Genomic DNA, 22,836 nt, shown 5'->3' with positions numbered 1-22,836 from the left:
CCTCAAGGGTTTCAAAGCATTTTCTCAAGCCTTGTTCAGTCACAGGTCCTGCTGTCTGGCGGTTCCGGGCTAGGCCTACGTACTGTTCATATCAATTTCCGTGAACATCCATAAATAAATAAAAAATTGTGTCGAAAGATATCGAACAAATATTTGAAGACACAACTTTAGAAAAACAACTTAGAGAGAGCAGCTATGAACAAAAGTTTCAGTTTGAATACTAAACTATTATTGTTATGTGGGTTTTTACTTGGCATGAGCGTTATCGTCGGATCCACGTCTTATTACTTCAATCAAAGAACAAGCAGCGATTATGATTTCGTTCTGAGCAAAGTGGTTCCAAAAACCAAGCTCAGTTACGAAATGATGTTGCAGTATCGTGCGACTCGAATTCGCCTGAGAACCCTGGGCCTACAGGGATTGTCACAGGTCGATGCGGCTGAAGCCGTAAAGTCCGCTTTAGAAGCGATGACAGAATACGAAAAAGTAGAAGCGGAGTATATTTCACACGGTTTTATTCCCGGCCAAAAAGAAGCTTTCGATAAAGTTCACGACTCTTGGCAGGCGTTCAAGGACGTCGGTCAAAAGGTGCTGACTTTGCAAAAAGAAGGCACAGCGGAAGCTCACGCCAAAATGGTTGCGATCTTTCTGAAAGACTGTCCTGACGCCGCCAAAATTTATACTGAGAACATCCTGGCTTTGATCGAATTCCATCAAGGCGTTTTAAAGGCCCGTGAAGCGGAGGCTCATGCGACGGCGTCGATTGGCAATCAAGTGGCGCTCTTCGTGATTCTTTTCGGCCTGTGCTCGGGGCTGGCAATTGGCTTTGTGATTGCCCGTAATATCACTCGTGCGATCAGCGCCGTGGCGAAAGATCTTTCACTGGGTTCTGAGCAAGTGGCTCAGGCATCAACCCAAATCGCCGAATCCTCACAGAGTCTTTCGGGCGCGGCCACTGAGCAGGCGTCTTCATTAGAGGAAACAGTTGCAACAATGGAAGAACTCACATCGATGGTTCGTATGAATACCGAGAACGGCAAGCAGGCGGCGGCCCTTGCTGTCAGCACACGCGATATCGCAGTGAAGGGCGAGATTGAAATTAAGACGCTCATCAACTCCATTCATAGTATTTCAGAAGATTCTAAGAAGATCGAAGAGATCACGACGGTCATTGATGATATCGCCTTCCAAACGAATTTGCTGGCGCTAAATGCCGCGGTCGAAGCCGCGCGCGCCGGCGAACAAGGCAAGGGCTTCGCCGTTGTGGCCGACGCCGTGAGAAGCCTCGCTCAGCGTAGTTCTGTAGCGGCGAAAGATATTGCCGAGCTCATCAAAAACAGTGTCGCGAAAATCGAAGTGGGCAGCCAACAAGCGAACCAAGGCGGCGTCGTGTTTGCCGAGATCGTTGATTCTGTCAAGAAGGTTGCGGACTTGAATAATGAGATCGCAACAGCCAGCGAAGAGCAAAGCAATGGCATCGGTCAGATCGGTAAAGCGATGAATCAGATGGATCAGACGACTCAGCAGAATGCGGCCGCAGCAGAACAAACAGCCGCGGCGGCGGAAGAGCTTTCAGCGCAATCGGAAAATCTTCGCAACAACGTCGCGATTTTAGAACAAGTGGTGTATGGCGCGAACGGCAGCCCGGTTGCGAAAACGGCTCCTGCGGCAAAGGTTATTCAGATGCCGGCCTCACGAGCTGCGAAAGATCGCAAGCTCAAAGCGACAGGCACTGACGGGTTTTAATTATTCAAAGCCCAGCGGGAATGTGCTGGTAATGGGATCGCCGCGGAATGATTTAAATTCTACGCGGCGAAGAGCCTCACTCAGGCAACGTTTAAAATCGGCATTGTTAATTGTTGAGGTCGTCACGTCCGCGCTGACGATCTTACCACTTCTTTCAATCGTGAAGGTCATAACGACCTGACCGACAACTCCCGGAGTGCGCTGCAAAAGCTGCTTGTAGCATTTATCAAACGCCGGAATCTGTCGTTTCAACGTGTCTTGGATGTAGTCCGAGCTCAAGCTATCCCCGGCAGAGGGTGCCGGCGAGTTATCTGCCACAACTGGAGCCATTTCTGGAAAGCCTGCCGCCGCATTTTCCTTTCGCAGCTGGCTTTCGTATTCGCTCAGACTCATGCGTTGGCCGTTCTTGGAAATCATCACGGTCTTGTCGCGGCCCATAGCTTCGACTTGCACATCACCGCGTTTTAAAATCAGGATGGCTTTCTCGCCCTCTTGATCCAGAGTGATGAGCGCATTGTCGAGGACACGCAGACGGTAGCCGCCATCCATTTCGAAAGTCGCGTCACCATTCGGTCCCGTTTCAACGGTGTCGAGGTAATACAAAGACGCGCTCTTTTTCAGAGTCTCTTTCTCAGTCATATTTTTATGGAGAACATAGACTTCGCCGGAGTTGTAGGCGATGCGGGCGAGAACTTTAAGACCAGCAGACTGGTTCTCAAGACGGGAGGACATGAACCAAGAGAGGCTCATGAAAAACAGACCAGCAATAATGAGAGAAGGTATGAACCACTTGTTCTTCGCCATAAGTTAAAGATTATAGCGAAGAACCGAGATGTGGACAGGATTATTTTGCAGGATTTGCCGGAGCTTCAGCAGGCGCAGCAGGAGCCGCTGGTGCAGAAGTCGCAGGTGCTGCATTTTCAACAGGAGCTGCGTTAACCGGTGCAGTCGCTGGAGCTGTAGGAGCTGCAGACGCTGCAGGCAATTTGTCCAAGATGGACTTAGATTGCTGAGAAGAAAGAACAGACAAACCGATCGAAGTCAGAGCGAAGATGATCGCTGCGATGCGAGTCATTTTAGCTGCCAAAGTGCTAGCACCAGTTGCGCCCAAAACGGAGTTAGATCCGCCGCCACCACCCATACCGAGTGCGCCGCCGCCTTTAGAGTCTTGGATCAAAACCAAGCCAATAAGAATAAGTGCTACAAGAACGTGCATAATCGCAATGAAAGTAGTCATGATTTATGAGTCTCCTAAAGGGGGCCACTTTACTGAATAGGCGGTGAAAAAGTCCACCTAAAATCCGCGCCCCTGGCTATGATGCAAGGCATAAACTTTAACTTTGACACCCGGATAGGGGGCCTGTCATAAGAATTCCATGGCATTTCTTGTATTTGAAGGCCTTGATGGCTCTGGAAAAAGTTCACTAATGCGGGCCTTGGAAGCGGAGCTTTCCAAGAAAGGCATTTCATTTCACCGGACTCGTGAACCCGGTGGCACTCCTTTGGGCGATGAAGTCCGAAATATGATTTTACGCAAACAAGAGGGCACGGTTCCAGTTCCACGCGCGGAGCTGCTTTTGTACGAAGTCAGCCGCGCTCAACATGTCGATGAAGTCATCAAACCAAAACTTGCTGAAGGTGTTTGGGTTCTCAGCGATCGCTTTTCTGCAAGCTCCGTGGCGTTTCAGGCTGCGGGTCGCGCGATTCGTGAAGAAGATGTCGTGATGCTCAACACTTTTGCGACGGGTGGCCTCAAAGCCGATTTGACGGTACTATTAGATCTGACGGTGGCGGAGTCTCGTCAGCGCCAAGCGCAGCGAACTTCGCAAACAGGCGAAGCAGCCGATCGCATTGAATCTGAAAAAGACTCTTTCCATCAGCTCGTACGTGATTCTTTCCTGAAACAGGCGAAAGAAGATCCGACAGGCTGGTTGGTGCTCGATGCGCGCTCTTCAACGGAAGAAATGCTTAAAATCCTTTTGCAAACTTTGAAGGAGAAAAAGTGGCTCGTCTCTTAGACCAAGTGTTTGGTCACAAAGATGTGATTGCCAAGCTTCTCGGGACTTTCGCCAGCGATAGACCCGGGCAGACCTTTCTCTTTGTTGGCCCGAGCGGCATCGGTAAAAAGAAGATTGCTCTGGGGCTTGCACAGGCGCTTTTGTGCGAAAATTCCCGTTCGGCTTGCGGCAGTTGCGGCTCATGCTTGCGTGTCGCAGCCGGTGCCCATGAATCTTTGAAAGTCATTGCTTCGGAAGGCCCACAGATCAAGATCGAAGAAAGCCGCGAGGTTATCGAGTTCTTGAACCTGCAAGGGATCACCAAGCGCCGCGTGATCGTCATTGATCAAGCGCAGAGCTTGAATCTGCAAGCGGCGAATTCGTTGTTAAAAACTCTCGAGGAGCCACCTCCTGAAACTTATTTCTTTTTGATTGCGCCGACGAATGCGGGCGTTCTTTCGACGATCCGTTCGCGCTCTCGCACGGTGAGCTTTAAGCCCTTGTCGCCAGCGGAAATTTCCCGCGGGGCCCCGGGTGCTCCGGAGTGGGCTGTGCGTGCGAGCCAAGGCAGTTTTGAAAAGCTCGCGCAATTGCAAGAAGGTCCCGAGCAGGAAATCCGCAACGAGGCTCTATCCCTTTTGCAGCAGTTCCTCGAGGATAAAGAATTTCTGACTGATAATAGCTGGCGCGATTCGTTCAAAGAGCGGGCGCGTTCACAACGAATTCTTTCTTACTGGATTTCGTTCTTGCGAGATGTTTTGTACTTTCAGGAAGATCAGAAAAAGCAAATTATGAATGTAGACCAGGGCGAGTTTTTGAAAACTCTGGCGAGCCGTCCACGTGAGAAAGTTTTGGACCTTTTAGACAAATCTCTCGTGACTGAAAAAGAGATCTTCGCCAATCGCGATGTCCAATTGCTGATGGAAGAGTTCTGGATCGGTCAACAATCTGCGGAGGCCTAACGTGACTGAGTGGATGGATTTACACGCACATCTGAATATGCTTGAAGAAGGACCCGTCGAGGCCCTGCGTATCGCCCGCGAAGCCGGAGTTGTGAAAGTTGCAACCATTGGCACTGAACCGAAGGATTTGCCTCTGGTTTTGGAACTGGCTGAAAAGAATTATCCGGATGTGTTCTGTACTCTCGGCATTCACCCGCATGAAGGCCAGATTTATACTCCTGAAATCGGCGCCTTCATCGAAGCCAATGTCGCTAAACCGTGGGTGATCGCTGTGGGCGAGATCGGGCTTGATTACTATTACGAGCATTCTCCGCATGAAGAGCAAAAACAGGCCTTCCGCGCCCAGCTTGAGATTGCGGCCCGCACCGGAATGCCGGTGCAAATCCATACTCGCGATGCCGACGAAGACACGATCGAGATCATGAAAGAATTCAAAGGCCGCGTGAAGGGGATTATCCACTGCTTTACTGGAACACAGTGGCTGGCGGATCAGGCTCTGGATTTGGGCTATAATATCTCGATCAGCGGGGTTGTGACCTTTAAAAACGCCGATAGCCTGCGCGCCATTGTGAAGTCTTTACCATTAGACCGTATTCATGTTGAAACCGATGCCCCTTTCTTGGCGCCTGTGCCGATGCGTGGTAAGAAGAACACGCCGGCTTTCGTGGTTCACACTGCGAAATTCGTGGCAGATCTGAAAGGCATTACCGTCGAGGAGCTTGCCAAAGTGACCCGCGAAAATGCCCTCAAGATGTTCCCAAAAATCCAATGGTAGGGGGATTCATGAAAAAGTTTGTATTCGCTTTAGCCACGGTTGTGACCTTGGCTGCGTGCTCGGGAAACAAAACCGATGTGACGGCTCCTGGTTCGCAGCCCCCACAATCTGAAACTCCCGCTCCGACCCCAGCTCCGCAAAAAGGGATTCAAACGAATCCTGTCGATCCAGGCGCTTTGACGGCGGTGGATGCCTTAACAGTTCAAGGTTATAAGTTTGTGCTTGTTGCAACTAAAAATAACGTCGACCAGGTTTTGGTGAACGAGGAAGCCAACAACTTGGAATTCAACGTTGGCGATACTGTTTGCCGCACGAAAATCCTTTCTAAAGAAGATCCGACATACCCGGGTGAAGAGCTCGGCGTCTTGCAAGTCGTGTGCGACAGCCACGGTGTGAAGCTCACATCATCTGCGAGCTGTTCGCCTCGTTACCCTGAAGTGCAAAGCCACTTCGAAGTGGCTGATGGTCAGGATAATTACATCTTGGATCTCGTCTGCCGCGTAAAGGCCCCTTAATTCTGTGAGCCTCGAACTTCTTTATCAAGATGAACACTTTATCGCCGTGGATAAGCCCTCGGGATTTCATGTTCATCCTCATGAAGACCGCCGCAATAAAGTGCCGCGTGAAAAGATTTGTCTCTACATCGCTCGCGATATGATGGGTCAGCACGTGTATCCGGTGCATCGCTTAGATGCCGGTACCAGCGGCGTATTGCTCTTTGCGCTGTCATCGGATTCGGCACGGGAGATCAGTAAGCTTTTTGCTGAAAAAGCTCTTAAGAAAACTTATCACGCAGTGACCCGCGGCTATGTGCCTGAAGGTGGGGATATTGAGTTACCACTGGAACTTGATTCCACCGGCGATCTGGTCGAGGCGAAGACTACTTACAAACGTATGGCTACCGTGGAGTTTCCGGTGAGTGTGGCGAAGCGCTTTCCGACTTCGCGTTACTCGCTGGTTGAAGCAAAACCTGTGACCGGCCGCTGGCATCAGTTGCGCCGTCACTTCAATCGCATTTCGCACCCGTTAATCGGTGACGCCGATCACGGAGACTGCCGTCAGAACCGTTTTTTCCGCAATGAATTGGGCGTTCCGGGTTTGTGTTTGAAAGCGCAAACTCTTGAGCTCCGTCATCCATGGACGGGCGAAGCCGTCAAAATTGAAGCGCGCTCGTGTGAAAAGTGGGAAAAGATTTACAGTCTTTTTAATTACGCGGAACAATCACCAGTTCTTTAAAGCCGGTCGCTGGATCTTGCTCACGTTTAAAAATCATCTCGGTATTTTCTAGTAAAACCAATTCTGCCGTCGTGTGAATTAAGCAACCATCGAGCAAATGCCCCCCAACAACTTTGCCTTCGCGATCGGCGATAGCGATGTGGAGGTGCAGACCTTCACAGCCCAGAGTTCCCGTCAGGGACACGATCTCAAACGGTCCTTGCAGCACAACCTTCTGCTTTTCATCAGCGAGGCGCATTTCTGCGACCTTGAGACTGCCAACTCCTGAGACGATCGTCGACGCTTGTAGTTTGTTTGCTTGGCAGAAGTTGGCGAGTTCTTTTTTCAGATCCTGACCGGGTTTTAAGCGAAGGGCGTAGGTTTGCAGAGACATCATTAAGCCTTTTTCTGGAAAACCCAGTATGGGGTTTGCGCTTTGATCAGATCCAAATTGAAGTGGTCGGCGATCCAGCGCATGGTTTTTTCAGTAAAGAAAATCACATGGGTCAAATCGCGGCGATACTGCCAATCGTGGAAAAGCCCAACACCCGGGTGGGCGGCCGTCATCACGGCCAGCAAACCGAAGGTTTTTAAAATCTTCATGAGCTGAGTGATTTCTTCGCGCGGGTGATGGAAATGTTCCCACACCTCGGTGCTGGTGATCACGTCGTAGCTTGTTTGCAGCGGTTTCTGGTCAGTGAGGTAGAACGGGTCATAGTTCGCGGGCCTGTAAGCAAGCTCGCTGAGCATCGAGCCCAAAAATGCTGTCGGGCCACACCCGTAATCGAGGATTTTCACGTCCGGTGCGTGTTTACCAAGCATCACGCTGTAGTTTTGAATGTCCTGAATCAGAGGAGCTAAAAACTGACGGTATCCGCTGGTGTCTTCGTTCTGGTGCTGGTCGTAGCGGGCTTTTTCCTGCTCAGGCAGCAGGCGCTCATCGGGATCCATAAAAATGAGGTCGCACTGGTCGCAGTGGAAGTAATTGCGCGCCGGTTTCTTTTCCACGGCAAAAGCGGCAGTTCTAGTCGACTCACAGAGAATGCATTTCATGTCAAAATCAGTCCCGAATTCAGTGTCTACGTTCTGGTAAATACTCTCAGTTTACAGGGGAAAGCGCCAGTCTTAGGTGGCAGGGTCGAGGAGAGCGTAATGGCACGGCGCATCCGAGTAAGGAACAGTGTACCTTCTGTTGATTTTTAGGGCGGTTTGGCTCAGATTGGGGCCACTTAAATCCCTATTTTTTCAGGAGTCCTAACTATGGCAAAATTGCGTGTTGGTATTAATGGTTTCGGTCGTATCGGTCGTGTATTTTTCAGAGCTGGTTTTGAAAAACTCGACATCGTCGGTATCAACACGTTGGACAGCATCGAGGGTGATGCTCACTTGCTGAAGTATGACTCGGCTCACGGCCGTTTCGGTGCGGATGTTTCTCACGACGGTGAAAACTTGATCGTGAACGGCAAAAAGATTCACGTGTCTAAAACTCGCAACCCTGCTGAGATTCCTTGGAAAGCGTGGGGCGTTGACTTGGTTTTGGATTGCACAGGCGCTTTCAAAACAAAAGAAGAGTTCACACAACACATTCAAGCCGGCGCGAAAAAAGTCATGGTTTCTGGCCCTGCTGAAAAAGGTGCGGACCTCACTTTGGTTTACGGGATCAACCACACTCAGTACGATGCTGCAAAACACACAGTCGTATCAAACGCGTCTTGCACGACAAACTGCTTGGCACCTCTCGCAAAAGTTTTGAATGATAAATTCGGTATCGATCATGGCACAATGATGACGATCCACTCTTACACGAACGATCAGAAAATTTTGGATGCTCCTCACAAAGATTTGCGCCGTGCTCGTGCAGCAGCGGTGAGCATGATTCCTACAACAACCGGTGCTGCGAAAAACGTGGGCCTTGTGTTGCCGGAACTCAAAGGCAAAATCGACGGCACCTCTGTGCGCGTGCCAACTCCGAACGTGAGCTTGGTGGATTTCACTTTCCAAGCCAAAACAGACGTGACGAAAGAAGCTGTGAACAACGCTTTGATCGAAGCTTCTAAAGGCGCTTTGAAAGGCATCCTTGCGGTTGAGACTTCTGAATTGGTTTCTATCGACTTTAACGGCAACACACACTCTTCCATCGTAGACTTGGCTTCTACGATGGTTGTAGGCCCGCGCATGGTGAAAGTTCTTGCTTGGTACGATAACGAAACTGGCTTCTCGAACCGCATGGTCGACGTTGCTCAATACATGGCTTCTAAGGGAATGTAATCGATGGCAAACAAGGGACTTAAAGGGATTAAGACAGTTCGTGAAATGGACGTAACGGGGAAAGTTGTTTTCCTCCGTTTGGATTTGAACGTTCCTCTCGAGGACGGAAAAATCACGGACGAGACTCGTATCGTAGCGAGCTTGCCGACGGTTCAGTACTTGATGGAAAAAGGCGCAAAGATCGTCATGTGCTCTCACTTGGGCCGTCCGAAATCTGAAGCCGATCGCCAGTTCTCTTTGGAGCCGGTAGCAAAGCGTATGTCTGAGCTCCTCAAGTCGGAAGTCATCCTTTGGGAAGACATCGAGAGCGACGGTATCAAGGCGCTCTTGCAAAACTTGAAAAAGAATCAGTTGCTCCTTTTGGAAAACGTGCGTTTTGCTCCGGGCGAAACGAAAGACAGCGAAGAGTTGGCAACAGTATGGGCTGGCTACTCTGACGTTTACGTGAACGATGCTTTCGGGGCTTCTCACAGAGCGCACGCGAGCATTCATGCTTTGCCAAATATCATGAAAGAAAAAGCGATTGGTTTCTTGATCGAAAAAGAAATCACAATGTTGGAAAGCCTTTTGGAAAATCCAAAACGTCCTTACTTGGCAGTTCTTGGTGGATCTAAGGTGTCTGACAAAATTGCGGTGATCGAGAAGTTCCTTGATATCGTTGATGGCTTCATCATCGGTGGCGCGATGGCTTATACTTTCTTGAAAGCAAAAGGCCACAACATCGGTAAATCATTGGTTGAAACCGATAAGCTGAATTACGCACGTCAAATGATCGAGCGTATTGAAGCCCGTGACAAGACTTTGCTTTTGCCTGTGGATCACGTTGTAACGACGTCTATCAGCGATACAAAATCAGCACATGTGACGAACGATGTGAATATTCCTGACAATGAACTGGGTGTCGACATCGGCCCGAAAACACAACGTGCTTACACCGTCGCGTTGAGTGAAGCGGCGACGGTTTTCTGGAACGGTCCTATGGGCGTTTTTGAAACTCCGGAGTTTTCTAAAGGCACTTTCGCCATTGCGAAAGCGTTGGCAGAAAACACGGGTAACAAGATCGTGGGTGGCGGTGACTCTGCAGCGGCGGCGGAAGCTTCTGGTTATGCAGACAAGATGACTCACATTTCTACAGGTGGTGGCGCGAGCTTGGAATATCTCCAAGGGGATCGTTTGCCAGGTCTTGAAATTCTTCGTGCACGTATCAGATAGGATCGCGACAGCGAAGATGTGTAGGGCCAGAGGCCCGGAACTGGATTAATACATGAAAATTTTTGCTGCTAACTGGAAGCTTTTTAAATCTCCCAAAGAGACTCGTGAATTTTTCGCTCAATGGGGTGAAGCTTTCCAGGGTAGCGGCAAAAATGAAGTGGTGTTTTTTCCGTCAGCAATTTCTCTTGAGGCGGCAAGCACTTCAATTCAAAAACTCAATGTAAAATACCCTCTCAATTTCGGCGTGCAAAACGCTTACACTCAAGCAACGGGTGCCTTCACAGGTGAAAACTCGGTCGCTGTGGTGAAAGAGCTCGGCGCGAAGTATGTTCTGATCGGGCACAGTGAGCGTCGTCAGTTGTTTGGCGAAAAGAACGAACTGCTTGCCGACAAAGTGGCGTTCACACAGAGCCAAGGTCTTGTCCCGATGCTTTGTATCGGTGAAACTTTGCAAGAGCGCGAAGGCAACCACACCAAAGACGTTTTGAAAACTCAGCTGACTCAAGGGCTTGCGAAAGCGGACAAATCAAAGCCGCTCGTGGTGGCTTATGAGCCTGTTTGGGCGATCGGCACCGGTAAAGTGGCAACGCCGGAGCAAGTGCAAGAGACTCACAAAGACGTCTTTGAAATCCTGAAAGGCCTTGGTTTTACAGCGCCGATTCTCTACGGTGGCAGTGTAAAACCGGACAATGCTGGCGGCCTTGCGGCCCTTCCCCACGTCGATGGGTTCCTTGTAGGGGGCGCTTCGCTGGAAGTGGCTTCCTTCCAAAAAATCTGTAGTATCTAGTAGTTAGCGACGACAATCTTTGTTCACCGCCAAGAGCATCAACAGCTAAAGGTCCTTCAAGTATTATATATTTGAGATGGTCGGGCCTTTGGCTTGCATCTCTCCGGGCATGAGAAATTTTCTGATGAACGTCCTTCGCGGATTTATTGCTCTGATGCTGGTTTTGCTCCTGGCTCCGTTGGCTTTTGCCCAATCCGAGGTGGCCTGCCACTCGGCTTTTGCGCCGGCAATTACGCTTAATCAAACTGCCCCTGGTAAGTACAACCCTCTGACCTATTATGCTGATAAGATGCGTGAGTTGAAGGAACTCGATTCTTCGGCCCCGTATGCGGTCGCGCTCCGCGGACTGATTATGTCGACGACAAAGGAAGTGAAGAAAGAGCTGATTCCTCTGAGTCAATTAAAGCCCATCCATCCGATCACTCGTGGAGCTGCTTTGGAGAAACTCGATAAACGCACGAAGGCTCTTCAGACGCTTCCTCAGGCTGCAGACACTCATATTCATTTGGATGAGAATACTCTTAACTCCATCATGCCTTCAAAAAACTCCATGCGGGCCATTCGTGCCGACAACGGGGATGCGGTTGTCTTTGACGGCAATGGACGCCTTGTGGCTATCCAGCAAGCTTTTGCCGAAAAGCAACAAGACGTGATGGTGGAGGTCGAAATGCACTACTCTAAATCCAAGCTATTGCAGAAGACGTTGAAAAAAGTCCGTCAGATGAGAAATGTTCTATATTAAACGGGATTGCAATTGACAACCATGCCGGGTTTTTCGACAGTACCGGCATGGAAAGAGCTCTCCTTGCAGTTCTCCTCATTCTAGGATTCCAGTCTATGGCCCAAGCTTTCAGCGTTGGTACCCAAAATCTTTATCACTACAGAACTGCTTATCCCACGCGCTTAGAGCATCTTCGCGCTGAAGTTGCTACGGGAACTCTGCCTCAGATCTTGGGTGTTCAAGAAGCCGCTCGCTGGTCTCTTTCAGAAAACATTTTCGATGAACTTACAAGGCTTACTGGCTACAAGGGCATTTATCAGAACACCAACGAGTTTGGTGTGATGAATGAAGGTCTTGCACTGATCGGGGGGCTTCCGGGCCGTAACTTCGAGTCGTTTGAATTGCCGGCGACAAAAATGTTCTCGCGTCAGTATATGAACATGGGCATCTTCCAAACAGACAGCGGTGAAGTGATGGTCGTTAATGTTCACTTTAGCCCATTCAGTGAAGCTCGTCCGAATCGCCTGATTCAGGCGAAGTTTGTTCTCTATATGATTGCAAAAAAATCCGAAGGCTTGCCGGTGGTCATCATTGGTGACTGCAATGATAGCTATGATTCTGAAACGCTCAAGATTTTCAGAGACGTGGGCTACACAGATGCTTTGGATGGCAAAGAGTTCACTTACAATCCTGATACGAACCCCCTCGTGACGGACAAAAAATACGGTCCGACGCGTTTAGATTATATTTTGTATCAGCCTGCCCAGCTGAAGGTGAATAAAGCCGGTTTGATCTTCCATGATAACTGGATTTCAGATCACTACGGTCTTAGTGCTGAGTTCTCACATATCCAGTAATATCCTTTTTTATTCTTATAAAAGACGTTGAACAAAAGTGACCTTTGTTATGGGATGTCTCTATTGGAGGATCCATGACGAAATGGTTTTTGCTTTGCCTTCTTTTCTCGGCAACGACAGTCTCTGCCGCCAAAAAACTTCCCCTAGAAAAAATCACTTTGCCTCCAGGTTTTAAGATCAAGGTCTTTGCCGAAGTTCCAGGGGCAAGGTCGCTGACGATCGCTCCGTCAGGAACTGTCTTTGTTGGCAGCCGTGGCTTGGGTGGCGAACACAATGTGTATCGAATTAAAAATGGCAAAGTGGATATCATTTCCAGTGATTTTAAATCTCCGAACGGAGTGGCGTTTAAAGACGGCAAGCTTTACGTCGCGGATATTGATAAGATCACGGTCTTTACGGATCCTGAAAATAAAACCGGCAAAGACTTGAATCCCAAAGTTTTGCCCCAACGCTTTCCCACGGATACACATCATGGCTGGAAGTTCATTCGCTTCGGGCCTGACGGCAAACTCTATGTGCCGGTGGGGGCGAATTGCAATATCTGTGATCCGGGGAAAGAGTACGCCCGCATTTATCGCATCGACGTGAACGGCACAGCCAAAGAAGAAATCGCCTCGGGGGTGCGTAATACCGTAGGTTTTGATTTTCACCCAGTGACCAAGGAGCTTTGGTTCACGGATAACGGCCGCGATTGGATGGGTGATGATCTGCCACCGGATGAGTTGAATCATCTAACGAAGGTGGGACAGGACTTTGGCTTTCCATACTGTCATGGCAAAGACACACCTGATCCTGAATTTAAAAATAAGAAGTGCGGTGAACAGACGCCTCCGGAGGTAGAGCTGCGGGCGCATGTCGCCGCCTTAGGAATGCGTTTTTATACTGGAAAGCAGTTCCCGGCAGAGTATGAAAACCAGATTTTTCTTGCTGAGCACGGCTCTTGGAATAGAGCAAAACCTCAAGGTTATAGACTGACGCTTGTGAAATCGGGGAAGGCCGAAGGTTTCGCTGAAGGGTGGTTGCAGGGTGATGACGCTTGGGGGCGTCCTGTTGACGTAGAAATATACAAAGATGGTTCTCTGCTGGTATCAGATGATAAGGCGGGAGTCGTTTATCAGATAAGTTATTCTCCGCCGAAAAAATAGCGCGGAGAACTCTGTGAGCAAAATCGTCGTCTCTAAATTCGGTGGCACTTCTATGGGTGATGCTTCATGCATGTTGAGAAGTGCAGAAGTGTCTTTCAAACAAAATTCCACAATCGTCGTCGTTTCTGCAACTTCCGGCACGACCAACGATTTGATCGAACTTGGTAAGACCTCTCAAACCAAATCGTGGGCCGAAGCGGAAGCGATTCTGACAAAGATCCGTCAAAAACACATGAAGATTGCTGACGAGCTCAAGATCTCTGCGGATTCCAATACAAAGTTGCAAACTCTTTTTGAAGAGATGGAATCACTCGCACGCGGTGTTCACTTGCTGAAAGACTGCTCGGTGAAAGCTCTCGATACTTTGATGAGCTTGGGAGAGCGTATGTCTTCAGTTCTTTTCGCTGAAGCCATGAAACAAGTCTTAGCGAAGAAGGGTTCAGCTTTGAAGGCGGAACTCTTTGATGTGCGCGAGGTGCTTCGTACCGATGAAACTTTCAGTAAAGCTCGCCCGTTGACGGCGGAAATTGCGAATCTTTGCCAGCAGAAATTAAAACACATTCGTGAGCATAAGACAGTGACGGTCACTCAAGGTTATATCGGTCGCACCGAAGACGGTATGACAACGACTCTGGGCCGCGGTGGCAGTGATTACTCCGCCGCAATTTTGGCTGAAGGCGTGAATGCTGACATTCTCGAAATTTGGACGGATGTGGCGGGGATTGCGACGACGGATCCACGTTTATGCCCGAAGGCCAAACCGATCGATGAGATTTCATTCAAAGAGGCCTCTGAGCTTGCAACCTTCGGTGCGAAGGTTCTGCATCCGGCGACATTGCTTCCGGCGATTCGTAAGAACATCCCGGTATTCGTGGGTTCAAGTTTTGATGCTGAAGCCAAGGGAACCTGGGTTCGTAAAGAAGTCGAAGCGCATCCGCTCATCCGCGCGATGGCATTGAGAAAGAAACAAATCCTTGTGACGCTTTCAACGCCTGAGATGTTGCATGCACACGGCTTCTTGTATCAGATCTTTAAGATCTTCAACGACCACAAAGTCAGTATCGATGCGATTACCACGTCAGAGATCTCTGTCAGTGTGACTTTGGATGATTCGACATTGTTGAATAAAAAATTGATCGCGGATTTGTCTGAGATTGCTGATGTGCAGGTCGAAGAGAATTTGGCGCTGGTGTCTTTGATAGGCAATAATATTAACCACACGCCGGGATTGGGTAAGCAGGTCTTCGAAACGATTTCAGATATCAATGTTCGGATGATCTGTTTGGGAGCCAGTAAGCATAACTTCTGTTTTATCGTGAACGAAGAGCAGGGGGCTTTGGCCATTCAAAAACTTCATCACAAGTTTATTGAAGGCCAATAGCACTATTTCGCGCCTTTACTTTCTTTCACTGCTGGCATGGTTGGTGGTGCAGGGCTGTCTTTCTTAGGTGTTCTAAAGAGACTGTAACGAGTACGGATTTCCTGCATACGAACACGGGCATTATCGCAAGTGCGTTTGATATCCGCTTTTGTGCGGGCCATGTTTTTAGGTTTGTGCTGACCTTCGTAGCTGTTGAAGTTGATCAGTTGTTTGTTGCAGAGCTCACCGAAACTTTTCGAGTAGAGATTGAACGCTTCTCGGTTGTTATCGATGAGGTGAACAGCGGCATCTTTTGCGGAATCACTTGTGCTGTTGTCATTGCAGTTTTTGGTTGCATACAAACCGGGTTTTACGCAAAAAGGTTTTGCATCTTGAAAGCAAGCGGCGGTGCCTTTTTCATCGGTTGCTTTAGACCAATCACAAGCGGTTTTAAAGCCAAACAGGAACGGGTTACACATGACCGAACCCTTGTCGCACTTAAATTTCGCATTATCGAGACCTTTAAGATCCCAAGGCAAATCACTCGGCGCCATACACGGGTGATTCTTAATTACGAACCCGGCGTACATGCAGCGATAGAAAGCATCTGAACGTTCGCTCTCAGTTGCCGGTTCTTGCTTGGTGGTGGTTGCTTCAGGCTTAGCGTTTTTGTGAGCTGCTTCCGCGGCTTTTTGTTTTTCACGCTCGAGGTCTTTATTTGGATCGGCGTCCTTTTTCTTTACTTCTTTTTTCTTATCCTTGCTAGCCACCGCAGGCTCGGTTTTCTTTTCTTCTTTTGGCAGAGCTTTAACAACGGCAGGGGCCGATGCTGCCACCGCAGAACTTACAACCGTGCCATCGGCCTTGATAGACAAAGGTGGAAGACGTTCGCCAGCAGCGATGAGCTTCTCAGGAGTATTTTGGATATTGGGGATGCTGCCGGTAGAGAATTTTCCGCTATACGCTTGGTCCATGTATTGCTTTGCTTTTTCATACGAAGCGGCTCCCGCAGCGTTCTTGACTCTGGCTTCGTCGTCCTCAACACGTTTTTTTACCGCATTGATGGAGTCAAAAGCTTCTTTGTGTTTTGCAGGATCTTGAATGGTGTGAGCCCAAGCAGAGCCCATGCCAGTCCAAACCAGCAATTGGCGATACTGGCGAACGTACTGTCCTCGTTGCTCGTCTGACATCTGGTCTGTTTTTGTCGATTCGACCATTTTGAAGTAAGAATCTGTATATTGTTTGAACTTTTTGAGAAATTCCATCTTGGCATCATCGTTTGGAACGTAGCCACCTGTGTTGGAGTTGCTGTCTTCACCGACGGCTGAAGCAACCACGAATGTCCAAAGCTGGGCATAGAATTCAGAATGGGCTGACATGGTCTCGGCCATTTCTGGATAAGCCTTTGCCGTTTCAACCATGATCTCGCGGAGTTTTTTTACGTAGGTTTTTTTCTCAGCATAAGTGAGTTGCGAGAACTCTTCGTAGTTTAACAAAATATTTTCATCGTCTTCAGTGCTTTGCGGAGTTGCTTGAGCGAAGGACTGAAGGGAAATTGTTAAACTTAAAAATGGGATCAGGAACCATCTTTTCATTGCGAAGCCTTTCAGCAAAAATCCATCTTTGCTTGTTTTCATTTTAAGCCCTCTGCAGTGATTTCCATAGGATAAGTCGTTCTTCCGGACCAAGGCCTCACAATGGAACAGGGGGCTCGTCTCAGCTAGGGAAGTAAAGGGGTTTATTTTGTGGAAACGCGGGTGTTCGGAGCTTTTCATCAAGCTGTGAATACCTCAGCAATTTGCGTCTGACGCGTAAAGTCATTATGCGTTATTTTGCGGGATTTCAAGTACTTAGATATGGCCCCTTGGCTTGCAAGACCAAAGACTAAGTAACAAGATCAGGGAGAGGTTCAAAAACTATGGAAACAAAGATTCACTTTAGGCGCTGTCATATGTGCGGAACTCTAAACGAAGCCAGCGGGCAACTCGTTGGAAATTGCAGCTCTTGCGGGAAGCACCTTGCACCCTTTCATTATTTCGATGAAAGTATCTTCATGGGACTGCCCCTTCGTAAGGAGCTGCAGAACCGTGAAACGAATCTGCCGTTCAAATCTTATCCACCGATTTGGGGGCTGACAGCTTACTGGTAGAAAATACTGTTAGAAAGTACTTATGAAGGTCACGTTAGAGGATATCCGCAAGGCCCGCGAAACTTTAAGAAACATCTCACAAAATACAGAAACTGATTACTCAGTCAGTGCCAGCAAGATGCTGGGCTGTGAGGTGTTTTTGAAATTTGAAAACACTCAGCGTACTGGGAGTTTCAAAATCCGCGGAGCTTACAATAAAATCATCAACCTGACCCCCGAAGAAAAAAAGCGCGGAGTGGTTGCAAGCTCTGCCGGTAATCATGCTCAAGGTGTCGCTTTGAGCGCGGCACTTGCCGGAGTTAAAGCCACGATCGTTATGCCAGAGAACGCGCCTCTGACAAAAGTAAATGCGACTCGCGGTTACGGTGCTGAAGTGATTCTTCATGGCGAAATCTATGACGATGCTTACGAACATGCCCGCCATCTTGAGAAAGAAAAGGGTTATGTTTTCGTTCATCCTTACGAAGACCCCTACATCATTGCCGGTCAAGGAACCATTGGCTTGGAGCTTCACGATAAACTTCCGGATTTGGATTCCGTCGTCGTGCCTATCGGCGGTGGCGGCCTGATCAGCGGCATTTCAACGGCGCTAAAAGCTTTGAATCCTAAAATCCGTATCATCGGTGTTCAGTCGGAGCAAGCTCCGGGCATGTCTCAGCTTTTCCATCACCAGACACCCGAAGATCGAAAACGCATTTCAACAATCGCCGACGGTATTGCGATTAAGAAACCATCGAAGATCGTCTATGAAAGTTTCATCGCCAAGAATGTCGATGAAGTTGTCACCGTTTCTGATGATGAACTCGCGGAAGCCATCGTGTTCTTGCTGGAAAGAGCAAAGACAATGACCGAGGGTTCAGGAGCTGCGGCTATGGCAGCTGTTATGAATCGTCAGTTAAATCTCGGCAAAAAGACGTGTGTGATTTTGAGTGGTGGCAATGTTGATCTCAATGTGATTGCTAAGATCATCGAAAAAGGGCAAATCAAGCGCGGTCGTTTGGCGGAGCTGTCCGTGGTCGTCGATGATTTGCCGGGCAATCTGAATCGCCTGACAAAAGCCATTGCTGAACAAAAGGCAAACATCTTAGAAGTGCATCACGACCGTATTTCTCAGGGCTTGTTCTTGCGCGAAACACGCATCGACTTCGTGCTTGAGACCAGCAGCCCGGAGCACATTCAAAAAATCAAGCAGGCACTCATCGCAGCCGGCGGCAAAATTTTATAATTTAATTATTTAACAGTGAGGGCTTCCCAACAACCTAGTGGGAAAGCCCGATAGGCAACGAAATGGCTCCAGGTTGATCGTGTACCTTTTCAGGTACTGCGCCTGGCGTTTTCACTAGAAAGCTGCCATCGGCGGTGTCGTACATTGTCGCGCCTGACACAACATAGAAATTGAGAATTGTTTCGCTGCTAGAAGTATATAACTGAGCGGTGCTTCCAGCTTCAAGCTTTTGAACGTAGATTTCATTATCAATGTTTTTCCAATACAGATAGTCGCCATGTACCTGAACTATATTGTTCACATAGCTTGAGTCGCGCGGAACGGCTGAAAGATTCAAATCAACCCACTCCATAGTGAGATTCGAGTTTGTATCTAGATATGTATGGAGAAATCCTTTTTCGCTTAAAATATAGCGATTTGTATCTGTGATCTTATCTTCTGTTGTGAAGTAGATCAGATTATTCTTAAAATCTTGCATTTTAGATTCGGGAACAATTTCTGTTACTGTCGTTTTGAGATTGATCCAATTGTCTGTGCGCGCGGCCGTAATCCAGCTGGTGATGTTCCATTTTCTCAAATGATCGCCGCAGTCAATCGGCTTGGGTATTATTAAGCAGTTTTGACTATTGATTATCTCGACTTGGTATAGATCGCCTAAATAAGAAATAAAGCCGCCATGGAAGCCCCCGCCGACATGCGAGAGTTCGTAAGCGGACAGATCATAAGCCCCTGCATCTGTGAATATCATTGCTCTCAAATTTCCGTCGGAGGTGATTGTAAAGGCGATAACGCCTTCTGTGGTGACAGCATAGTTGGGACTAGCGACATTCACGGAAGCGAAGAAGTCTCTATAGTTTGCTGTCCCGGCTATGACATGCAAATAGTCAAAGTTAAGCCAGCTAGGTGCTATAAACGTCGGGAAGCCCGTATTGAGCGATACGCCCAAAGGATTGTTAATCGGAACGATGACAGGTTTTTTGAGAGAAAGATCGATTTTTGCTAAGAGGCCTTGCGACGTATTAATCGTGTATAGCCAATTGTTCACAAGACTCGTTTCTCTTAAGCTATAGCCAGGATAGCGGAGAATTCTCTTTTTGCTAACCTCATAAATTAGGAGATCATTGTTGGTCAATTCGACGCCGATAATATCCTCTGATATTTGTTTTATGTATCTAATTTGAAAATATACTTTTTTAGTACGGCTATTATTAGATTTATCTTTCAATTCCATTTCAGCCGGCACTAATTGATAGTTTTTATCGAGCCTCCAAAGGTATTGATTATCCCTTCCGGCGGATTTCAACTGCAATGAATTAGCGCTCAGCTGTGATTCTGAGTCATTTTTCATCATGAGACCTTTATCATCAGTTTGAATGCCCAGGGATGTGATCTCGTAACCGTCAAGAGATTCAAGGGCATCTTCCGTAGATGCGCTATCTTGAAGGCTTTTAGAGCATCCTAGAAGTGAAGTAGTAGTAACTATAGCCAATACCAATTTAAAAGAAGGAGTTAAAACGTACATAGTTCCTCCAATACCGACATTTAGTATATAACGAGTATGGTATTAGAATTGTTGCAAGTTTATACGTCTTAGAGTCGAACACTCTCTGTAAATTAATTAAGTTTATAGAAAATTGATGAGAATTTGATGTCTCATTTCAGGATAAGTGGCATAAGAAATTTTGTAATTTAATTACTGAGTGTAAAGACCCCACAGGTTCAAGCGCAAGCTTGTCCCCGGGGCGAGATCCGTGCTGCCTTGAGAAGGCAGCGCAGTCCATTCTCCGTTCGGTGCTAGCACTTCGATCTGAGTTGCTTCAGGGGCTTTAAGGCCCTTTGGCATTTTAGGAGTTTGTTTGGTGAAATCACTCAACCAGCGGATCTGGCAAGCGGCGAGGGCTTTGAATTCCATTTGCAGGTGCATCTTCTCAGCGCTCTTCTCAACGCGTGTGAACTGTACCGGCAATTGAGTTTCGATATTTTCCAACGAAACACTTTCGCAGCATCTCTTTGCGGACCAAGCGCTGAGCCAGCGTTTACCATCGGCAAACGAGACTTCTATCACGGCCATATTTTCTGAAACGAACGGCTGAGTGCTTTTCACGATTTGGCGTAAAGCTAAAGTCATTGCCATGCGAACCGCAGCCACACCAGTTTGCATGCCTTGATGTGTTGAAGCAGGGTACTTCGCATTCAAGAAGCACCCTAAAGGTTTAATCACTTGCATGACTGAGAATGTACCGGAGTTTCTGAGGCAGTTGAGTTCGTAGAACTGAGCAACGGCTTCATAACAAGCGCCAAACGTCGCAAGGTCCGGAACGAAAGTCTTCACACCTGCTGTGGTACCGCTGAAATCGGCTTTAACCAGGCCATTATTCACTTCCAGGTGAAGTTTTAAAATTTCGCCGCTGTCGAGAGCCACTTCAGAACGGGCTTCGCCTTGTGCTTTTTCGAGAATTTTCTCTGTCGCGTAATTCTTCGAGAAGGTGATGTATTTTTTAAATTCATTAGCAGTAAATGGCAGTTTGCAGTGCTTTTCAGCGTGACTCCATTTTTTATAGTAAGCGGCCATATCGCCGACAGTGCTTTGTAACCATGCCTGGAAGCCTTGAGGACAAAGCGGGTGCATAGACATCGCTTCGATAATTGGTGCAATCAACTGACCATTCTGGAAAACAGGAGTCGGTGGAATACGAAGACCTTCGTTATCCAGCCTGTCGCTGAGATTCAGACCTGCCGCAAATTCGCGGCGCACGCACAAAAGAACGCCCGGCTGAGTGCCCACGGCGTTTGAAAGCGGCATCAAGAACGTATAACGATGTAAGAAACTGCCACCGCTATAAGAATCGTTGGTGACAAGAATTTCGCCCGGTTTCAATGCGATATACTTTAAAGAACTTTCGGCGATATTTTTGAAACTGGAAGCTTCAAATCCCAGATCGGATTTTGCGTGCAAGATCTCTCCATCACGTGAAAGTAAAGCGGCGCTTCTTTCGTTTTTCAAAAATAGATCTGCGAATTCAAAAATCCAACTTGAGAGCATTCTAGTGACCTTGATTCAACAAAAGAGAAGTTTCAGTTTCAGGCAAAAGTTCGAACTGCAGTTGTGGCAGGCGTTTCTTGAGTTCCGGCAAGAATAGCGGAGCTAAGGCTCCCATGCAAACAACCTTCGAGTTCTCGGTCATGAGGGCAATATCCACAGTCAATTTATGTAAAGCCACTTCCCGCAAGTGCGAGAAGAGGAGTTCTTCGGAATCAATTTTCTGAGTCGAAGCTTTGTTCAGCGCTAAAAGCTGATTTTTAAACTTCTGAACGCCCTGCGGAGAGCGTCTTTCGCCGACACCCTTTAAAGAGGCGGTTTTTTCTTCCCACAAGTCAATCAAAGTTGGGACTTGGCCGCGACCCATGAACATAGGTCCCGGCTCGTAGCCAAGTACGTCGCGAGAGTAAGTGAGTTCGCCCCACGGTCCAATTTCAATCGAAGTGGTCGGCTGTAAAGACAGCACGGCATTTTGAATTTGTGGAGCACGGATCATGCCCCATGGGCTGTTCCAGTTTTGCATCTCTTTAAGAGGTGTAATCACGCTGAATTGTTCAAGGCCGAGATAAAGAATATCGAACTCGCCCTTGATGCGTTTTTGCAAAGCGCGGCTCCAAGCAGCGGCTGCTCCCCAAAGGCTGCCAAGGCGCTGATGATTTTCTTTGTCAAAGAATTGGCAGTCAGCGCCGAAGAACACGGCACGTTCGCCTTCCGGCAAAATGCCGGTGAGGCCTTCGTTCAGCTCTTCTTGGACTTCTTCGAAGGTTCCGCTCAGTGAGGCATTCAGAATATTTTTGCGCCATTGAGAAACTTCGTCACAGTTGGCGGTGTCGAATGCCGGGGCAAAGACCTCAAAAGATTCTTTAATAAGAGCTTCTTTTAATTTGTTCTGATTGTGCGGATTTTTACCGGCATTCAAGAAATGAATGCAAACTCGTTTGGCCTGTTTCTGGCGAAGCTTCTCGACGAGCTCGGTGATTTCACTGTCGGCGAGTTCTTTTTCGATGGTGCCCGCAGCATTGCAACGCTCTTCCACGCTGAAATTCAACTCTGTCGACGACAGTGGGCCGACTTTTTGATTTTGCGGTTGGCGGAATCCCGCCCAGCTTTCAAAGCCTTTCGTGGTCACGGTCGCAACACTGCCGCCCAAACGATAAGAGAGAATTTTTTCAACGAAGCGGGATGCAACGTAGGCTTTATGGATCTTTTGGACGTTGGCTTCCTGGAAGAATCTCTGCAGACCGGCTTTAAAGCCCTCTTTGCCGAGATACCAGCGGCCGAAATGAACTGTTTTTTGATTATGGCAGAGGTGAGCTTCTACAAAAGATTCACCAATGTAGAGCGCTAAATTAACATCCGTTTCCGCTAGAGCCATGG

General features: G+C 48.2%; 23 protein-coding genes. 15 read left to right on the top strand and 8 right to left on the bottom strand.

Features of this window, described 5'->3' with window-relative positions; translation table 11 throughout:
- Positions 1-633 precede the first annotated feature (633 nt).
- The gene (locus JSU04_12215; protein ID MBS1971069.1) at positions 634-1,746 is read left to right on the top strand and encodes a chemotaxis protein; all 1,113 of its coding nucleotides are present in this window, start codon (positions 634-636) and stop codon (positions 1,744-1,746) included.
- On the opposite strand, the gene JSU04_12210 is transcribed toward JSU04_12215, so the two are convergent.
- The gene (locus tag JSU04_12210) at positions 1,747-2,550 is read right to left on the bottom strand and encodes an AgmX/PglI C-terminal domain-containing protein (protein MBS1971068.1); all 804 of its coding nucleotides are present in this window, start codon (positions 2,548-2,550) and stop codon (positions 1,747-1,749) included.
- Between the two features lie 40 nt (positions 2,551-2,590).
- Positions 2,591-2,983, bottom strand: coding sequence for a preprotein translocase subunit SecG (secG, locus tag JSU04_12205; GenBank protein MBS1971067.1), 393 nt, complete (start codon positions 2,981-2,983; stop codon positions 2,591-2,593).
- A gap of 139 nt (positions 2,984-3,122) precedes the next feature.
- Here secG and tmk point away from each other — a divergent pair, with 139 nt between their 5' ends.
- From tmk to JSU04_12180, 5 genes are read left to right on the top strand one after another with little or no spacing between them, the layout of a single operon-like run.
- A complete protein-coding gene (gene tmk / locus JSU04_12200; GenBank protein ID MBS1971066.1) occupies positions 3,123-3,764 on the top strand; it encodes a dTMP kinase in 642 nt (213 codons plus the stop codon).
- Positions 3,749-4,705, top strand: a complete 957-nt coding sequence (locus tag JSU04_12195; GenBank protein ID MBS1971065.1) for a DNA polymerase III subunit delta' — start codon at positions 3,749-3,751, stop codon at positions 4,703-4,705. The genes tmk and JSU04_12195 overlap by 16 nt, the downstream gene beginning before the upstream one ends.
- A 13-nt stretch (positions 4,706-4,718) precedes the next feature.
- Complete coding sequence (locus tag JSU04_12190; GenBank protein ID MBS1971064.1) at positions 4,719-5,480, top strand: TatD family hydrolase; 762 nt, start codon at positions 4,719-4,721, stop codon at positions 5,478-5,480.
- A gap of 8 nt (positions 5,481-5,488) precedes the next feature.
- Positions 5,489-5,995: a hypothetical protein gene (locus JSU04_12185; protein MBS1971063.1), complete on the top strand. Its 507-nt coding sequence runs from the start codon at positions 5,489-5,491 to the stop codon at positions 5,993-5,995.
- Between the two features lie 4 nt (positions 5,996-5,999).
- A complete protein-coding gene (locus JSU04_12180) occupies positions 6,000-6,716 on the top strand; it encodes a tRNA pseudouridine(65) synthase TruC (GenBank protein MBS1971062.1) in 717 nt (238 codons plus the stop codon).
- On the opposite strand, the gene JSU04_12175 is transcribed toward JSU04_12180, so the two are convergent.
- On the bottom strand, positions 6,685-7,089 hold the full coding sequence (locus JSU04_12175) for a DNA-binding protein (protein MBS1971061.1): 405 nt from the start codon (positions 7,087-7,089) through the stop codon (positions 6,685-6,687). The two genes, JSU04_12180 and JSU04_12175, sit on opposite strands and share 32 nt — an antisense overlap.
- A gap of 2 nt (positions 7,090-7,091) precedes the next feature.
- A complete protein-coding gene (locus tag JSU04_12170; GenBank protein MBS1971060.1) occupies positions 7,092-7,748 on the bottom strand; it encodes a class I SAM-dependent methyltransferase in 657 nt (218 codons plus the stop codon).
- 207 nt (positions 7,749-7,955) lie between these two features.
- Between JSU04_12170 and gap the strand changes: the two genes are divergently transcribed.
- From gap to lysC, 7 genes are all read left to right on the top strand, one after another.
- Entirely contained in the window at positions 7,956-8,963 is a 1,008-nt protein-coding gene (gene gap / locus JSU04_12165; protein MBS1971059.1) for a type I glyceraldehyde-3-phosphate dehydrogenase, read from the top strand.
- 3 nt (positions 8,964-8,966) lie between these two features.
- On the top strand, positions 8,967-10,175 hold the full coding sequence (locus JSU04_12160) for a phosphoglycerate kinase (GenBank protein ID MBS1971058.1): 1,209 nt from the start codon (positions 8,967-8,969) through the stop codon (positions 10,173-10,175).
- 52 nt (positions 10,176-10,227) lie between these two features.
- The gene (locus JSU04_12155; protein ID MBS1971057.1) at positions 10,228-10,962 is read left to right on the top strand and encodes a triose-phosphate isomerase; all 735 of its coding nucleotides are present in this window, start codon (positions 10,228-10,230) and stop codon (positions 10,960-10,962) included.
- 109 nt (positions 10,963-11,071) lie between these two features.
- On the top strand, positions 11,072-11,704 hold the full coding sequence (locus JSU04_12150; GenBank protein MBS1971056.1) for a hypothetical protein: 633 nt from the start codon (positions 11,072-11,074) through the stop codon (positions 11,702-11,704).
- A 95-nt stretch (positions 11,705-11,799) separates the two neighbouring features.
- Positions 11,800-12,540 carry a hypothetical protein gene (locus tag JSU04_12145; protein ID MBS1971055.1) on the top strand — a complete coding sequence of 247 codons (741 nt, stop codon included), beginning with the start codon at positions 11,800-11,802 and terminating at the stop codon, positions 12,538-12,540.
- Between the two features lie 74 nt (positions 12,541-12,614).
- On the top strand, positions 12,615-13,685 hold the full coding sequence (locus JSU04_12140; GenBank protein MBS1971054.1) for a sorbosone dehydrogenase family protein: 1,071 nt from the start codon (positions 12,615-12,617) through the stop codon (positions 13,683-13,685).
- 13 nt (positions 13,686-13,698) lie between these two features.
- The gene (lysC, locus tag JSU04_12135) at positions 13,699-15,066 is read left to right on the top strand and encodes a lysine-sensitive aspartokinase 3 (GenBank protein ID MBS1971053.1); all 1,368 of its coding nucleotides are present in this window, start codon (positions 13,699-13,701) and stop codon (positions 15,064-15,066) included.
- A gap of 2 nt (positions 15,067-15,068) precedes the next feature.
- Here the strand turns inward: lysC and JSU04_12130 are convergent, their stop codons facing one another.
- Positions 15,069-16,682 carry a hypothetical protein gene (locus JSU04_12130; GenBank protein ID MBS1971052.1) on the bottom strand — a complete coding sequence of 538 codons (1,614 nt, stop codon included), beginning with the start codon at positions 16,680-16,682 and terminating at the stop codon, positions 15,069-15,071.
- 281 nt (positions 16,683-16,963) lie between these two features.
- Between JSU04_12130 and JSU04_12125 the strand changes: the two genes are divergently transcribed.
- Both JSU04_12125 and JSU04_12120 read left to right on the top strand, forming a co-directional pair.
- Positions 16,964-17,194, top strand: a complete 231-nt coding sequence (locus tag JSU04_12125) for a hypothetical protein (GenBank protein ID MBS1971051.1) — start codon at positions 16,964-16,966, stop codon at positions 17,192-17,194.
- A 22-nt stretch (positions 17,195-17,216) separates the two neighbouring features.
- The gene (locus JSU04_12120; protein MBS1971050.1) at positions 17,217-18,419 is read left to right on the top strand and encodes a threonine ammonia-lyase; all 1,203 of its coding nucleotides are present in this window, start codon (positions 17,217-17,219) and stop codon (positions 18,417-18,419) included.
- A gap of 34 nt (positions 18,420-18,453) precedes the next feature.
- Here JSU04_12120 and JSU04_12115 read toward each other — a convergent pair whose 3' ends face one another.
- The 3 genes from JSU04_12115 to JSU04_12105 form a co-directional block, all read right to left on the bottom strand.
- A complete protein-coding gene (locus JSU04_12115; GenBank protein ID MBS1971049.1) occupies positions 18,454-19,941 on the bottom strand; it encodes a hypothetical protein in 1,488 nt (495 codons plus the stop codon).
- Between the two features lie 171 nt (positions 19,942-20,112).
- Positions 20,113-21,462 (bottom strand): hydantoinase B/oxoprolinase family protein, encoded by a 1,350-nt coding sequence (locus tag JSU04_12110; GenBank protein ID MBS1971048.1) that lies wholly within the window; start codon positions 21,460-21,462, stop codon positions 20,113-20,115.
- Position 21,463: 1 nt separating this feature from the next.
- Positions 21,464-22,834 (bottom strand): hypothetical protein, encoded by a 1,371-nt coding sequence (locus JSU04_12105; protein ID MBS1971047.1) that lies wholly within the window; start codon positions 22,832-22,834, stop codon positions 21,464-21,466.
- Positions 22,835-22,836: the final 2 nt, after the last annotated feature.

The sequence above is a fragment of the Bdellovibrionales bacterium genome, assembly GCA_018266295.1.
GTDB lineage: Bacteria > Bdellovibrionota > Bdellovibrionia > Bdellovibrionales > Bdellovibrionaceae > JACMRP01.
This window is presented reverse-complemented; position numbering and strand designations above follow the sequence as displayed.